This is a genomic window from Cupriavidus sp. IDO (assembly GCF_000812465.1).
Taxonomy (GTDB): Bacteria; Pseudomonadota; Gammaproteobacteria; order Burkholderiales; family Burkholderiaceae; genus Cupriavidus.
The window spans coordinates 1-15,716 of the sequence record NZ_JWMA01000004.1 but is presented as its reverse complement, the minus strand read 5'-3'; the positions used below and the strand labels follow the sequence as shown (position 1 = coordinate 15,716).

The following is a 15,716-nucleotide window of genomic DNA, read 5'->3' as shown; positions in this document are numbered from 1 at the left end:
ACGGAGGCGCCAATGTAAATTCAATGCGTCTGCCGGAGTACCGGCAGCGGTGTGTTGGCAAAGGATCGCTACCCGGGGGTGATTCCCGCGCGCCAGAGACTATGCGTAGGTTTGCGTAGAATTTGGAAAGCGGTTGCGGCTGGTATGGCAGGCGTCTTAACGGCAGTGAGCGGAGCAAGTTGAGGCGACGGCGCTAGCGCACCGGCCCTAGGGTGAATGTTAGGCATCGACCACCCAGGCATAAGGAGCCATCAATCTGGCCGTGCCGGGCGGCGCCTCGCCACAAGGCGCGATGCCGTCCTAAAGATCGGCGTTGCTTCCCAGGCGTGCATCTATAGCGAATTGCTGATGCTATAGCCTGCGTGTTGGCTTCGTCTCGTCAAGTGCTAAACACACGCTCGCAGCGGCTTTACCGCACCCGGACAGCTTGCGGTGACTTCCATTCGAACCGCCATGACAGAAGCATTCTTGCCGCACGTTCGCACTCTCACGACAGGGCTCACTCACTTCCCGGTTACGCCAAGCGATAGAAACGGGTTCACCGGTCTCCGAGCGGTTCCGTGGATCAGATTGAAGGGAATCTGGTTGGAGAAGGCGGGTCTTACTATTGGGCGGATTGCGAGGATCGAGGTCCGACCAGGGCAAATTGTTATCTTCGCCGAATAGCCGCACATGGCTATGCCGATCCGTTTGAAATATCCGTGAGCGGGCTGACAAATCGCGGAGAAGGCTGAAATGGCGGCCACTCGCTGTTGACCCAGCCTTATGCCCTCTCCGCAGCCTTCAGCCAGTCGTGCATCTGCCTCAACGCCTTGAGGAAGCGCGGTTCGCCACTCCTCGGGAACCTGGGGCTTCCAAGGTAACCCGTTTCGGCGGCGGTGACGCAGTTCGATTCCTGGTACGAAGCCGGACAAGAATGCCCGGCTCAACGGCTCGTGCCGGAAGCCAGCTTTCCTCTGAAAAGCCGATTTGTTGATGGTCTGTGCCACCCATTCGACGAAGGTCTGGTGCAGGAAGGTCGGGCATTGCCTATCAAACAGGCCGAAATCGGGCAGCGTTCGTGCGACTGCCGCGATTTCCTTATTGAACACGTCGATCGCAGCGAGCACTGTGCGTGGCTGCTGGAAGCGTCATGCCGTGGCCGTGGCTTCCGATCCTGTTGGCGATGCGCTCCCCCGCATACTGACTGCGACTTTGCCCATATCTGACTCGTAGCTGCGTGCCGCCCGCAGGAAACATAGCGCGGCGACAAGGCCAAACGTGGGCATGATTGCGAGCGCAGCCTGCAGCCCCCAGGCGTCTGAGATTGCACCGCCCACGATTGGCCCGACTGCGAGCCCGAACAGGTTCTGAAACAGCGATAGCAATGCAGCCCCCGTGGAGCGCACCCCCGGATGGACTACATCCAGCACCACCCCTGAGGCCGGCCCAACAGTGCAAGTCATCAGGAATCCTCCGATGGCGATCAGGATGAACTGCTGATTGCGCGAGTCGGCACCGCTGAAGGCGGCCAGGAACACCAGCACTGTCACCACGCACAGCGTAGCCATCACCTTAATTTTGTTGCGCGGTCGCTGTACCGCAAACATGTCTGCCACGACACCCCAAAAGAAGGCACCCACTGATCCGCACAGCACGATCAGAGCCGCCTGCATGGCTGCCTGATCTACCAGGGCCCCATGGAAGCGATTGAAGTAGCTAGGCAACCACGCCCAGATGGTGGAAACGACAACAAGTTGGAGCGCGGCGCCGACGCAAGTCCACCATAGTGTGCGAGATCCTGAAAGGGCCGTCACCATCTGGATGAAGAAGGTCCGCGCAGGCTGGTGCCGGTGAACCGGTTCAGACGACAGCGCGACGGTCTTGTAGTCCGCCACCAGCAGATAGAGGATGGCCAGCACGAGGCCGGGCGCACCCACCAGACCGAATGCAGCCTGCCAGCCCCAGCGTGCCGTGATCGCCCCTCCCAGTACTACGCCGAGCACGGCGCCCACCGAGCCGGCAGCGAAGAAAGCGCCTAGCAGCATCGAGCGCAGCCGCTGCGGAAACAGGCTCGCAATCAGTGCGGCCCCCACAGAGCCATACCCGGATTCACCAACCCCCACCATGGCACGTACGGCGAGCAATTGCGAATAGTTCCGAGTGAACATGCAGGAGATCGTTGCCAGGCTCCACACCGTGGCCATAACGACAACACTCTTGACCCGGCTGACCCGGTCAGCCAGCAGCGCGACCGGAATGGCACCCAGCGCGACGACTACTGAGATGACGGATACGAGAGCGCCAAGTTGCTTGTCCGACAAGCTCCATGCCGACTTCAGGTGCGGAAACAATGACACGATGACCTGGCGGTCAATGTAGTCGAACAGCATCAAGGCGAAGGTCATCGCGAAGGCGAACCAGGCTTGCTTCCGACTAACGAGATAATCGTCCTCGCCGCGGCTTTGCTGTGGATCAGCGAAATGCGATGCCATGAGTGTCTCCTGTGAGGGCCTCCATATTGAAAGCCCTTATGATGTATGCCAACTCACCTATCGGAACCCTGTCGGGTTTCGCTCTGACGACGCTATTGCTTCCACCCTGCAGACTTGCAGAGAAATTTCGACGTTGCCGCCGCCTGGCCGTCTTCTGCCCGACACGATGGCTTGCTTCTACGCAGGGGCTTGCTTGATGCGCGCTGCCACGCCTAGTCCGGCAGTATGCGAAATTGCCGCGCGTACATTTAACTTGGCGGGACAATATTTTGATAATCCGGGACGCTAAGGGAAAGCGATGATCGGGCTCGTCGTTCTATTGAACCCAAGGCCGCCAACTATCCAATGTCAAAGCCGGGCTCAATCTATGGGCACCCCGATTTTTGCAAGGTGCGTCTGTTGGACTTTTTCTCTTCCTGGCAAGGAGCGCCTTCTCCATTTGGGAGGCCAAGCCCGACCTATCCGTATGCTTGTGCGGCGTCGTTGTCTTCTCCCCGGACTGCGCAAAAAAAAATGCGACGATCAATACGATCGTCGCACCTTCCGCCCTCTCGAATAGTCTCTTGCAATCGCCAATTCTGGCGATGTGCTGAATGGCACTATGATGTCATTGCAAAGGCAAACCTACTGTCAAAAAAGGCAACTCTTCTGGCGCTCGGCGCTTCTTCCCCTCAATCCCAGCTCAACGCCCCACCCGTCTGATACTCAATAACCCGAGTCTCAAAGAAGTTCCTCTCCTTCTTCAGATCGATCATCTCAGACATCCACGGGAACGGATTCTCCTCATTCGGGAACAACTGATCCAGCCCAATCTGCTGGCAACGGCGGTTGCAAATGAAGCGGAGGTAACCCTTGAACATCGGCGCATTCAGCCCCAACACCCCACGCGGCATGGTGTCCTCAGCGTAGCGATACTCCAGGTCCACCGCCTTCTTGAACAACTCCGTAATCTCAGCCTTGAACTCCACCGTCCACAGATGCGGATTCTCCAGCTTGATCTGGTTGATCAGGTCAATACCAAAATTGCAGTGCAGCGACTCATCGCGCAGGATGTACTGATACTGCTCGGCAGCCCCAGTCATCTTGTTCTGCCGCCCCATCGCCAGGATCTGCGTGAAGCCCACGTAGAAGAACAGCCCTTCCATGATGCAGGCGAACACGATCAGCGACTTCAGCAGCTTCTGGTCGTTCTCCGGCGTGCCGGTCTTGAACGACGGGTCGGTCAGCGTGTCGATGAACGGGATCAGGAACTCGTCCTTGTCGCGGATCGACTGCACTTCGTGGTACGCGTTGAAGATCTCGGCTTCGTTCAGGCCGAGGGACTCCACGATGTACTGGTAGGCGTGGGTGTGGATGGCCTCTTCAAAGGCCTGGCGCAGCAGGTACTGGCGGCATTCCGGCGCGGTGATCTGGCGGTAGGTGCCCAGCACGATATTGTTGGCGGCCAGCGAGTCGGCGGTGACAAAGAAGCCGAGGTTGCGCTTGATGATGCGGCGCTCGTCTTCGGTCAGGCCGTTCGGGTCTTTCCACAGCGCGATGTCGCGCGACATGTTGATTTCCTGCGGCATCCAGTGGTTGGCGCAGCCGGCCAGGTACTTTTCCCAGGCCCACTTGTACTTGAACGGCACCAGCTGGTTGACGTCGGTGGAGCCGTTGATGACGCGCTTGTCGGCGGCGTTCACGCGGCGGTTGCTTTGCACGGCGGCGGCGTTCGGGTGGTTGCCGAGGATGCCGGCGGCTTGCGTGGCTGCCGGGGGCAGTACGCCTTGTTGGTCGGCCGTGGTGGCAGCGGGTTGCGGGGCAGGCTGCGGGGCAGCTTGCGGGGTGGCTTGAACGTCGTCGTCCCAGCTCAGCATGATGTGATTCTCCGTGATTCGATTTGGGGGCGGCGGGTGGTCAGGTTTTGACTTGTCACTTCGTGGTGGCGCCGACCCTCTCCCCCGGCCCCTCTCCCTCAGGCGGGAGAGGGGAGCAAACCCCGGGGTAGATGGTTACTTCGTGATTACTGGCAGGCTTCGCACTCTTCGAAACCGGGGTCGCCCGGGCGCATCGTGCAGACGGCGCCTTCGGCTTCCGGCATGGCCGGGGCCGATGCGGCGGCCTGGTCGATGCCCGAAGCGGACACGCCGCCGTCGCTGCCCGACGACACGGCGTTCAGCGAGCCGCGCGACACGGTGGACTTCTCCACGTGCGTGGCTGCCATGGTGCGCAGGTAGTAGGTGGTCTTCAGGCCGCGCAGCCAGGCCAGCTTATAGGTGTCGTCCAGCTTCTTGCCCGAGGCGCCGGCCATGTAGATGTTCAGCGACTGGGCCTGGTCGATCCACTTCTGGCGGCGGCTGGCGGCTTCCACCAGCCAGGTCGGCTCGACTTCGAACGCGGTGGCGTAGATGTCGCGCAGGTCTTGCGGAATGCGGTCGATGCGCGACAGCGAGCCGTCGAAGTACTTCAGGTCGGCAACCATCACTTCGTCCCACAGGCCGCGTGCCTTCAGGTCGCGCACCAGGTAGTCGTTGACCACGGTGAACTCGCCCGACAGGTTGGACTTGACGTACAGGTTCTGGAAGGTCGGTTCGATGCAGGCCGACACGCCGATGATGTTCGAGATGGTCGCGGTCGGGGCGATCGCGATGCAGTTCGAGTTGCGCATGCCGTGCTGCTTGATGCGGGCGCGCAGGCTGTCCCAGTCCATCGTCGACGAGTGATCGACTTCCAGGTAGCCGCCGCGCTCTTCAGCCAGCAGCTTGAGCGAGTCCTGCGGCAGGATGCCGCGGTCCCACAGCGAGCCGGTGTAGGTCTCGTAGCGGCCACGCTCTTCGGCCAGCTCGGTGGAGGCTTGGTAGGCGTAGTAGCACACGGCTTCCATCGACGTATCGGCAAACTTCACGGCGGCGTCGCTGGCGTACGGGGTGCGCAGTACGTGCAGGCAGTCCTGGAAACCCATGATGCCCATGCCGACCGGACGGTGGCGCAGGTTGGAATTGCGCGCCTTGTCAACCGCGTAGTAGTTGATGTCGATCACGTTGTCGAGCATGCGCATGGCGGTGCGCACGGTCTTCTGCAGCTTGGCGTGATCCAGCACCTGGGTGCCGTCGGCCTGCTGCTTCAGGTGCGCGACCAGGTTGACCGAGCCCAGGTTGCAGACGGCGATCTCGCTCTCATTGGTGTTGAGCGTGATTTCCGTGCACAGGTTGGAGCTGTGGACAACGCCAACGTGCTGCTGCGGGCTGCGGATGTTGCAAGGATCCTTGAAGGTGATCCACGGGTGGCCGGTTTCGAACAGCATGCCCAGCATCTTGCGCCACAGTTGCAGCGCCGGCAGCTTCTTGAACAGCTTCAGTTCGCCACTGGCGGCCTTGGCTTCGTAGCCCAGGTAGGCCTTTTCGAATTCCTTGCCGACCTTGTCATGCAGGTCCGGGCAGGTGGCGGGCGAGAACAGGGTCCATTCGCCGGCTTCCATCACGCGCTTCATGAACAGGTCCGGAATCCAGTTGGCCGTGTTCATGTCGTGGGTGCGGCGGCGGTCGTCGCCGGTGTTCTTGCGCAGTTCCAGGAATTCTTCGATGTCCAGGTGCCACGTTTCCAGGTAGGCGCAGACGGCGCCCTTGCGCTTGCCGCCCTGGTTCACCGCCACGGCGGTGTCGTTGACCACCTTCAGGAACGGCACCACGCCTTGCGACTTGCCGTTGGTGCCCTTGATGTGCGAGCCGAGTGCGCGCACGTTGGTCCAGTCATTGCCCAGGCCGCCGGCGAACTTCGACAGCAGCGCGTTTTCCTTCAGGGCTTCGTAGATGCCTTCCAGGTCGTCCGAAACGGTGGTCAGGTAGCACGACGAGAGCTGCGAGCGGCGGGTGCCCGAGTTGAACAGGGTCGGCGTGGACGACATGAAGTCGAACGACGACAGCAGCTGGTAGAACTCGATGGCGCGCGCTTCGCGGTCGGCTTCATTGAGCGACAGGCCCATTGCCACGCGCATGAAGAAGGCCTGCGGCATTTCAATGCGGACTTCGTCCACATGCAGGAAGTAGCGGTCATACAGGGTCTGCAGGCCCAGGTAGTTGAACTGGAAGTCGCGCTGGGCGTCCAGCGCGGCGCCCAGGCGGGCCAGGTCGAAGGTGGCCAGCTTTTCGTCGAGCAGCTCGGCTTCGATGCCGCGCGCGATGAACTTGGGGAAGTACTCGGCGTAGCGCGAGGACATCTCGGCCTGGGTGACTTCGGCGCCCAGGATTTCCTTGCGGATGGTGTGCAGCAGGATACGGGCGGTGACCTGGCTGTAGGCCGGGTCCTTTTCGATCAGGGTACGCGCGGCCAGGATGGCCGAGTCGTAGACCTGCGTCATCGGCACGCCGTCGTACAGGTTCTTCAGGGTTTCCTTCAGGATCGGCTCGGCGCTGACGGCGTCGCCCAGGCCGCTGCAGGCGTTGTCGATCAGGGCGTGCAGTGCGGCGATGTCCAGCACGTGCGTCACGCCGGCGTCGGTCACGTTGACCGAGAAGCCGCCTTCCTGCACGCGGGCCACGGCCTGCGCGCTGGCCTGGGCGCGTTCGTCCTTGCGCTTTTCGCGGTACAGCACGTAGGCGCGGGCCACTTCATGCTCGCCCGAGCGCATCAGCGCCAGTTCCACGTGGTCCTGCACGTCTTCGATATGGAAGGTGCCGCCGCTGGGGCGGCTGCGCAGCAGTGCGCGCACGACGTTCTGCGTCAGTTGCTCCACCACTTCGCGCACACGCGCGGAAGCGGCGCCCTGCCCACCGTTCACGGCGAGGAAGGCCTTGGTCATGGCAACGTTGATCTTGGACGGCTCGAACGCCACAACGGAGCCATTGCGGCGGATGATCTTGTAATCCTGGTAGTTCGTATTGCCGGCATTGGTGGCGGGGGTCTGCTGCGCGGTGGCGATACCGGCGGCGCCGCTCGCGCCCGTGGTGAATTCGTTCTGGGCCGTTTGCATGAGAACTCCTGTTTTTACCCTGAAATAAGAGACAAAAGAGTCCCTGGCGAAATGCGGCGGAGAAAGCATCCTGTCGCGGGTGGTGGCGCGGCGGGATTGACTGCCTTTTGCAAACATTTCGCCAGGGACTCTTGTGATGCGCCGGCCGCATGTCAGGGTTTTAACGACTATCGCAACTGCTGCGACAGCCCCCCTCACATCTGGGCCGGCTCCCCGGTTCAACTACTAGATATAGTGGTCACTGCGAGAAACTGGCCCAAGTATAGTGAAACGAAATCGAAACACCAGTCTTGACAAGCAGGGTTGCGACACGCCGATGACACGTGCGGCAGCGCCACATTCCCGGGAACCGCGCTGTGACAAGGGATCGCGCCCCGCTGTTCGCAAACGCACATTTCTGGAAATTTTTTTTATCTTCCGGAGGCGTCCGATAGCCCCATGCCACCGTCGGGAATTCGCATGTGACATCGCACCGACATAATGCGCGCCGCACCGTTGTGGACGCCTGGCCGGCACCTCAGTCGCGCGAGGGACGGTAGGGTAACAGGTCTGGCGGCACGTCCGCGAGCCGGGCGAATCGGTCCCAGTCGAAATGCGGGCCCGGGTCGGTCTTGCGGCCCGGCGCGATGTCGCTGTGGCCGGCGATGGCGCCGATCGGATACGCCTGGAGCAGGGCGCGCACCAGCCCTGCCACGGTGTCGTACTGGGCCGGCGTGAACGGCAGGTCGTCGCAGCCCTCGATCTCGATGCCGATCGAGAAGTCGTTGCAGCGGGCGCGGCCGAAGAAGTCCGACAGCCCGGCATGCCACGCCCGTTGCGCGCAGGAGACGAACTGAACCAGCTCGCCCTCGCGCGTGACGAGGAAGTGCGCGGACACCTGCACCTGGTGGATAGTGGCGAAGAACGGGTGGCGGTCGGGATCGAGCCGGTTCTGGAAGAAGGCTTCGATATTGCCGCTGCCGAACTGGCCCGGCGGCAGGCTGATGTTGTGCAGCACGACCAGGTCGACCGGCATGCCCGCCGGCCGCTCGTCGAAGTTGGGCGACGGCACGCGCCGGGCCGCGCCCACCCAGCCGGAGGCGTCCGGGGTGTAGTCGGGCCCGCCGTGGGGCTTGTGGCCGGTTCGCTTGCCGTCAGGCATCGCGTCCCTCGTCGGTGGCCCGGTCGTCGCGGCCGGGGGGATCGCCGGCATCCTGAGGATCGTCGCGTCCTTCACGGATGCCCAGTTGCTGGATGCGGTAGCGCAGCTGGCGCAGGTTCAGCCCCAGCAGCGGCGCCGCCGCCGTGCGGTTGAATCCCGTCTGGGCCAGCGCCTGCAGGATCAGCTCGCGTTCCACGGCTTCCAGCTTCGCGGTCAGGTCGATCGGGAAGACGATGCCGCGGCAGGCGCGATCGGCCGGGTCGCTGGGCTCCGCGGTTTCAGCCGCCGGTACGGGAGCGGGCGCAGGCTCGGCCGGCATCGGCACCAGCCCTGCCGGTATTGCCGCCGGCGGCATGGGCGGCCAGACCGTGCCGCCGGACCACGGCGTGTAGTAGCCGACCGGCGACCCGGCGGGCGGAGCCGGAGGCGACGGCGGCTGCCAGCGGCCGGCGCGTTCCATGCCGGCGTCGAGCGGGCCCAGGTCGGCAACCTGGATCTCCTCTTCCTCGGCAAAGGCGTAGGCGCGCTCCAGCAGGTTTTCCAGTTCGCGCACGTTGCCCGGGAACGGGTAGACCGTGAGCCGGTCCAGCGCGGCCTTCGACAGCCCCTTGGGACGCGGGTCGCCGTAGCGCACGGCCAGGTGTTCCAGGATGGCGCGCGCCAGCACGGGGATGTCCTCGGTGCGCTCGCGCAGCGTGGGCATGCGCAGTTCCAGCACGTTGAGGCGGTAGAACAAGTCCTGCCGGAACTGGCCGGTGGCCACCATGTTCGCCAGGTCCTTGTGGCTGGCGCACATCACGCGCACATCGACAGCGTCTTCGCGGCTGGCGCCGATCTTGCGCACGCGGCGCTCCTGCAGCGCGCGCAGCAGCTTGACCTGCATCGGCAACGGCAGGTCGGCCACTTCGTCGAGCAGCAATGTGCCGCCGTTGGCGGCCTGGAAGAAGCCGCCGCGCTCGCCGTCCGCGCCGGTGAACGCGCCCTTCACGTAGCCGAAGAACTCGGACTCCATCAGGTTTTCCGGAATCGCGCCGCAGTTCACCGCCACGAACGGGTGCGAGGCGCGCGCGCTGGTGGCGTGGATGGCGCGCGCGGCGCGCTCCTTGCCGCTGCCGGATTCGCCGCTGATCACCACCGGCGCCATGCTGCGGGCCAGGCGTGACAGCGAGCGGCGCACTTCCACCATCGCGGTGGAATGGCCGGGCAACAGGCCCGCCGCGCGATCGGCCGCCTGGCTCGCCTCGGCCGCGGCGGCGGCATCGGCGCCTTCGCGCTGCTGGCGGCCCAGTGCGTTCAGCACCAGGCTGCGCAACTGGTCGAGCGAGACCGGCTTGGCGATGTAGTCGAACGCGCCGGCCTTGAGCGCCTCCACGGCGTTGTCGGCGCTGCCGTAGGCGGTGATGACGGCCACCGGCACGCGCTCCGGCGCGGCCGACAGCTGGCGCACGATCTCGATGCCCAGGCCGTCGCCCAGCCGCATGTCGGTCAGCACCAGGCTGTAGCGGGCCTCCGCGAGCTTCTCGCGCGCCTCGGCCAGCGAGCCGGCCATCACCACGTCATGCCCCATGCGCCGGATGGAGATGTCGAGCAGTTCGCGCAGGTCGGCTTCGTCGTCGATGACGAGGATCGGATCGGGGCCGGGCGTTCTGGGTGGCATGAAGGCGGCGTCGGTTTGTTCTGTCGGTCAGGAAAATGCGGGCATGGCGGTCATGCCGCCGCGGCGTCGGAGGTTTCGATGCGCAGCGTCAGCACGAAGGCCTTGGCCGGCAGTGTATCGCGCGCGGTCGGGACGAGCTGTCCGGTGCGCTCCAGCAAACCCTCCAGCGCAATGGTGCCGTAGCGGACCTGCGCGTCATTGGCGCCGCACAGCTCGCGCGCCATGAACAGGCCCAGGCCGGTCCCCTGCGCGTTGCTGGTGAAGAACGGCTCGAACAGGCTGCGCTGATGCTCGCGCGAGACCTCGGCGCCGTCGTTCCAGACGATCAGCTCGGCGTGGTGCTGGTCCAGCGCATGGGCCAGCAGCCGGATCGAGCCGGGCAGGCGGCTGCAGTAGCGCCAGGCGTTGTCGAGCAGGTTGCCCAGCACCTGCTGGAGCTGCGAGGCATCGAAGATGACCGGCTGCGCCACGTCCACGGTCAGCCGGATCGCGTTGGCATTGATGTCGGCACGGCCGGCCGGGCGCGTCTCGCCGGCGCGCGGGTGGCGCGAGCGCATTTCCAGGCGCCAGCGCTCCACGATCTCGGGCAGCGCCTGCGCGAGGTGCACGGCGCTGTGGCCGGTGCGCGGGCGGCGCGACATCTGCAGCACGTCCGACACCACCTGGTCGAGCCGCCTGACGTTGTCGCTGATGATGCGCAGCAGGCGCGCGTCGATGTCGAAGTCTCCGTCCGTTGTGCCTGCACCGCCGCCATGGCGGGCGGTATCGGCCAGCAGCTCGCTGGCCTGGCTGATCGCCGCCAGCGGATTGCGGATCTGGTGCGCCACGCTGGCCACCAGCCGGCCCATGGCGGCGAGCTTTTCCTGCTGGACCTGTTCGGCGATGCGTTCCCAGCTTTCGATATGGACCAGCACGGTGTCGCGCATCTCGCTGCGCAGCAGGGCTTCGTCATCGGGCGACCAGGCCATGGCTTCATTCTGGGCAATAGCCAGGCGCAGGCGGGCGGCGGCCTCGGGCGAGAGCTCGTTCCAGCCGGCGGTGTCAAGCACTTCCGGCACGGTGCCGGCGCTGCCAAGCGTGGAGCGCAGGCCGGCCAGACCGGGCAGCACGAAGCGCAGGCGCAGCCGCGTGTGGAGCGTGCCGCCGCCGGCCGGCATGGGGCGCGACACGATCGGCAACAGTTGCAGGATGCGCGGCACATCGTCATTGCTGCGCAGCCAGTCGCGCAGCATTTCCATCAGCGGCTGCAGGCGCGGGATGCGGCGCAGGTCGAACAGCGCGCTCTCGCCGCCCTCCTTCGCGTCCGCTTGTGCGCGCTCGCCTTCGCGGGCACTGCGCGAGTAGATGCGCTCGTGCGGCTGCACGCCCAGCAGCACCACGGCCGCGGGGTTGGCCGCCACCACGGAGCCGTTGGCGCGCACCAGCATCACGCCGTCCTGCATGTCGTTGACCATCAGCCGGTTGACCAGCTGCTGCAGCCGCAGCTCCTGCTCGCGCACCAGCGCCAGCCGCTCCTGCGCGATCTGGCGGTTGGCCAGCATATACATCAGCAGCGCGGCGATCATGAAGACCAGGCCGTACAGGCCCGAGCCCAGCAGGCCGGCATCCGCCTGGCGCAGCAGGATGGTCTGCATGAACGGGTGGCTCATCACCACCAGCGCCGACACCGCCGCGGCGAACAGGGCGAACAGCAGGCTGGTCAGCGCGCCGGCTTCGAGCGCCGGCAACAGGAAGATCATGGCCAGGCCATCAGCATGGCCGCTGCCCGACAGGATCTGGTAGAGCAGCCCGAGCAGGGCCAGGTCGGCCAGCACCTGCATCCGCACCCGCAGGTGGAAGCGGCGGCGCCACAGCGTGCCGATGGCCATGGCCAGCGCGATGCCGAGATAAGGCACGGCCAGCGTCATCACGCCGACGTTGTGGCCGGTGACGGCCAGCCCGGACTCGCCGCGCTGCATCAGGCCGTAGCCGGCCAGCATCAGGCCGATGGCGAACCGGGTCCAGCAGAAGTAGCGCAGCAGGCGCCAGTGGAACTCAGGCGGCTCGGGCTGGCGCCACAACTGCGCGAGGCCGTGCCACGCGTTGAGCCGGGACCAGCTCGACGGCCGCTGCGTCATGAATGCGCGCCGCTGTCGTCGGGGAGATGGCTGCGGCGGCAGTAGTGCAGGCCGCGCCAGGCGATGGCTTCGCTTTGCGGCAGGTGCACGCCGCAGTGGGCGCACTGCACCATCGCTTCAGGGTGGGTGGCCGCCGGCGCGCGCGGCGCTTCGGCACTCCGGCGCGGGGCCGAATGGCGCCGGGCTTCGGCGCGCGAGCGCAGCCACCAGAAAACGCCCAGCACCACGGCGAGGAGGATAAGAATGCGTGCCATGGGTTCAGATACGGTGCAGGACCACTTCAATCACGAACCGGCTGCCGACATAGGCCAGCAGCAGGATGCCGAACGAGGCGATCACCCAGCGCAGCGCGACCTTGCCGCGCCAGCCATAGAACAGGCGCCCGACCAGGATGCCGCCGAACATCGCCCACGAGATCAGCGCGAACACCGTCTTGTGGTCGAGGCGGAAGGCCCGCCCGAACAGCTGCTCGGAGAACAGGGACCCTGACACGATGGTCAGCGTGAGGAGCACAAACCCGGCGCCGATCAGGCGGAACAGCAGTTTTTCCAGGGTCAGCAGCGGCGGCAGCAGGTCCAGCCAGCGCCCCAGCCATTGCCCGTCCTCCCCGGCGCCCTGGCCCCTGGCAGCCGGCGCGCGCTTGAAGCCGTGCAGGCGGCGTTCGGCCAGGATCATCAGGAAGGCGTGGAAGGCCGCCAGCGTGAACAGCCCGTAGGCCACGTTGGCGATAATGAAATGCAGCTTGAACAGCGGCCGCGCGGCATAGCCCAGGATCTGCGAGCCCGGGAACGCGAGCGGCATCAGGCTGGCCAGCAGGGCCACCGGGATCACGATCAGGCCGAGGCCGGCGAGCGAGAAGAAGAAGCTCTCGATCCAGTAGATGCCCACGCCCAGCCACAGCATGGCCGACAGCGCAAAGGCGAAGCCGAACATCATGCGGTCGGCCGGGAAGATGGTTTCGTGCAGCAGCATGCCGTGGCTGGCCAGCGCCGCCACCATCAGCAGATGCCACCAGGCGGGCTGGTTTTCGCCGCGCGTCCCGCCGCCGCTCGCGCCGTTATGTCCGGGGCCGCCAGCGATCAGCACGGCGGATGCCCCACTGCCAACCTGGCCCGCCTGGCCACCGGCGGACGCCAGCCGTGGATTGCGCGTGGCCCAGCCGTGCAAGGCCAGGCCGCAATAGAGAAGTGCCGTCAAGGCATACAGTACAATGGCCATTTACGCAGTTTACCTTAGTGCCACTTCCCGGTGGCGCCCCGGTGACACCGCGTCCGAGCCCCACTCCTCCCCCTCATTTCTGCCATGCTGGACAATCTCACTCAACGCCTGGCGCGGGTCGTCAAGACCATGCGCGGCGAGGCCCGTCTGACCGAGGCCAATACTGCCGAGATGCTGCGCGAAGTGCGCCTTGCCATGCTCGAAGCCGACGTGGCGCTGCCGGTGGTCCGCGAATTCGTCGCCCGCGTGAAGGAAAAGGCGATGGGCGAGGAGGTGGTCAGCAGCCTGACCCCTGGCCAGGCGCTGGTCGGCGTGGTCCAGCGCGAGCTGACCGCCGTGATCGGCGGCGCCGACGCCGCCAGCGGCAACAACAAGGAAGCCGAGCTGAACCTGGCCGTGCAGCCGCCCGCCATCATCCTGATGGCCGGCCTGCAGGGTGCCGGCAAGACCACCACGGTGGGCAAGCTGGCCAAGTGGCTCAAGGAAAACAAGAAGAAGAAGGTCCTGACGGTCTCGTGCGACGTGTACCGCCCGGCCGCTATCGCCCAGCTCAAGACTGTTTCCGAGCAGGTCGGCGCCGACTTCTTCCCGTCGCAGCCCGAGCAGAAGCCGGTCGACATCGCCCGCGCGGCGGTGGACTGGGCCCGCAAGCACTATCACGACGTGCTGATCGTCGATACGGCCGGCCGCCTGGGTATCGACGAGCTGATGATGCAGGAAATCGCCGCGCTGCACGCCGAGCTCAAGCCTGCCGAAACCCTGTTCGTGGTCGACGCCATGCTCGGCCAGGACGCGGTCAACACCGCCAAGGCGTTCAATGACGCCCTGCCGCTGACTGGCGTGGTGCTGACCAAGCTGGACGGCGATGCGCGCGGTGGCGCGGCGCTGTCGGTGCGTCATATCACCGGGCGCCCGATCAAGTTCGTGGGCGTGGGCGAAAAGCTCGACGGCCTGGAGCCCTTCTATCCCGACCGCATGGCCCAGCGCATCCTGGGCATGGGCGACATCCTCGCGCTGGTGGAAGAAGCCCAGCGCGGCGTGGACATGGAAGCGGCCGAGAAGCTGGCCAAGAAGATCAAGAAGACGGGCGGCTTCGACCTGGAAGACTTCAAGGCGCAGATCGGCCAGATGAAGAAGATGGGCGGCCTGGGCAGCCTGGTGGACAAGCTGCCGGCGCAGTTCGCCCAGCAGGCGCAGGGCGCCAACATGGACCAGGCCGAGAAGCAGGTGGCCCGCATGGAAGGCATCATCAACAGCATGACGGCGGCCGAGCGCGCCAAGCCCGAGCTGATCAAGGCCAGCCGCAAGCGCCGCATTGCCGCGGGCGCCGGCGTGCCGGTGCAGGAAGTCAACCGCCTGCTGAATCAGTTCGACCAGATGCAGGGCATGATGAAAAAGCTCAAGGGCGGCGGCATGATGAAGATGATGCGCCAGATGGGCGCGATGAAGGGCGGCATGAAGGGCCTCTTCAACCGCTGAAGCCTCCCTCCCCGCAAAAGAACAGGACAGACATCATGATGAGCGCCGAACAGGCCCGCGAGCTGTGGGCCAACTCTGAAGAAATCGTTTCCGCCGAGGAAGTCCAGGCATCGCTGGACCGCATGGCGGCGGAGATCACCGCCAAGATGGGCGACGCTTTCCCGCTGGTGCTATCGGTGATGGGCGGCGCGGTGGTGTTCACCGGCATGCTGCTGCCCAAGCTGGCGTTCCCGCTGGAGTTCGACTACATCCACCTGTCGCGCTACAACAACAAGACCGTCGGCGGCGAAATGCAGTGGCGCGTGGCGCCGCGCGAATCGGTCAAGGATCGCGTGGTGCTGGTGCTCGACGACATCCTGGACGAAGGCGAGACCATGGCGGCCATCCGCGAGCGCATCATGGCCATGGGCGCGAAGGAATTCCACGCCGCCGTGCTGTGCGAAAAGACGCTCACCAAGTCCAAGCCCATGCATCCGGACTACTGCGGCTTTACCGTGCCGGACCGCTACGTCTTTGGCTGCGGCATGGACGCCAAGGGCTACTGGCGCAACCTGGGCACCATCAGGGCCCTGCGTTAAGAATCGGCCAGAGGGAGGCCAGCAGCAGCGCGGCCATCCCCACGTTGAAGGCGCGCAGCACCCGCGGGCGCGCCAGCCAGCGCCGCAGCGCCGATCCGCACAAC

General features: G+C 65.1%; 11 protein-coding genes and 1 pseudogene. 3 read left to right on the top strand and 9 right to left on the bottom strand.

The window, feature by feature from the left end; translation table 11 throughout:
• The first annotated feature begins 453 nt into the window (after nt 1-453).
• Complete coding sequence (locus RM96_RS40765; RefSeq protein ID WP_082016380.1) at nt 454-666, top strand: SymE family type I addiction module toxin; 213 nt, start codon at nt 454-456, stop codon at nt 664-666.
• 464 nt (nt 667-1,130) lie between these two features.
• Here the strand turns inward: RM96_RS40765 and RM96_RS01380 are convergent, their stop codons facing one another.
• The 8 genes from RM96_RS01380 to RM96_RS01345 all read right to left on the bottom strand — a co-directional run bounded on the left by RM96_RS01380 (nt 1,131) and on the right by RM96_RS01345 (nt 13,555).
• Nucleotides 1,131-2,474: an MFS transporter gene (locus tag RM96_RS01380; protein WP_039006887.1), complete on the bottom strand. Its 1,344-nt coding sequence runs from the start codon at nt 2,472-2,474 to the stop codon at nt 1,131-1,133.
• Nucleotides 2,475-3,145: 671 nt separating this feature from the next.
• Nucleotides 3,146-4,330: a ribonucleotide-diphosphate reductase subunit beta gene (locus tag RM96_RS01375; RefSeq protein ID WP_039006885.1), complete on the bottom strand. Its 1,185-nt coding sequence runs from the start codon at nt 4,328-4,330 to the stop codon at nt 3,146-3,148.
• Between the two features lie 146 nt (nt 4,331-4,476).
• Nucleotides 4,477-7,422, bottom strand: coding sequence for a ribonucleoside-diphosphate reductase subunit alpha (locus RM96_RS01370; RefSeq protein WP_039006883.1), 2,946 nt, complete (start codon nt 7,420-7,422; stop codon nt 4,477-4,479).
• Between the two features lie 517 nt (nt 7,423-7,939).
• Entirely contained in the window at nt 7,940-8,563 is a 624-nt protein-coding gene (gene ampD, locus RM96_RS01365) for a 1,6-anhydro-N-acetylmuramyl-L-alanine amidase AmpD (protein ID WP_039006882.1), read from the bottom strand.
• A complete protein-coding gene (locus RM96_RS01360; protein WP_039006879.1) occupies nt 8,556-10,220 on the bottom strand; it encodes a sigma-54-dependent transcriptional regulator in 1,665 nt (554 codons plus the stop codon). Before RM96_RS01360 ends, ampD begins: the two co-directional genes overlap by 8 nt.
• Nucleotides 10,221-10,270: 50 nt before the next feature.
• Nucleotides 10,271-12,337: a sensor histidine kinase gene (locus RM96_RS01355; protein ID WP_039006877.1), complete on the bottom strand. Its 2,067-nt coding sequence runs from the start codon at nt 12,335-12,337 to the stop codon at nt 10,271-10,273.
• Nucleotides 12,334-12,591 (bottom strand): PP0621 family protein, encoded by a 258-nt coding sequence (locus RM96_RS01350; protein ID WP_039006875.1) that lies wholly within the window; start codon nt 12,589-12,591, stop codon nt 12,334-12,336. The genes RM96_RS01355 and RM96_RS01350 overlap by 4 nt, the downstream gene beginning before the upstream one ends.
• 4 nt (nt 12,592-12,595) lie before the next feature.
• Complete coding sequence (locus RM96_RS01345) at nt 12,596-13,555, bottom strand: cytochrome C assembly family protein (protein WP_039006873.1); 960 nt, start codon at nt 13,553-13,555, stop codon at nt 12,596-12,598.
• Nucleotides 13,556-13,639: 84 nt separating this feature from the next.
• On the opposite strand from RM96_RS01345, the gene ffh reads away from it, so the two are divergent.
• Both ffh and RM96_RS01335 read left to right on the top strand, forming a co-directional pair.
• Nucleotides 13,640-15,034, top strand: a complete 1,395-nt coding sequence (ffh, locus tag RM96_RS01340) for a signal recognition particle protein (RefSeq protein WP_039006871.1) — start codon at nt 13,640-13,642, stop codon at nt 15,032-15,034.
• A gap of 35 nt (nt 15,035-15,069) precedes the next feature.
• The gene (locus RM96_RS01335; protein WP_039006865.1) at nt 15,070-15,612 is read left to right on the top strand and encodes a hypoxanthine-guanine phosphoribosyltransferase; all 543 of its coding nucleotides are present in this window, start codon (nt 15,070-15,072) and stop codon (nt 15,610-15,612) included.
• Here the strand turns inward: RM96_RS01335 and RM96_RS39765 are convergent.
• A pseudogene (locus RM96_RS39765) lies at nt 15,596-15,716 on the bottom strand (LysE family translocator); the annotation flags it as partial. The gene RM96_RS01335 and the pseudogene RM96_RS39765 sit on opposite strands and share 17 nt — an antisense overlap.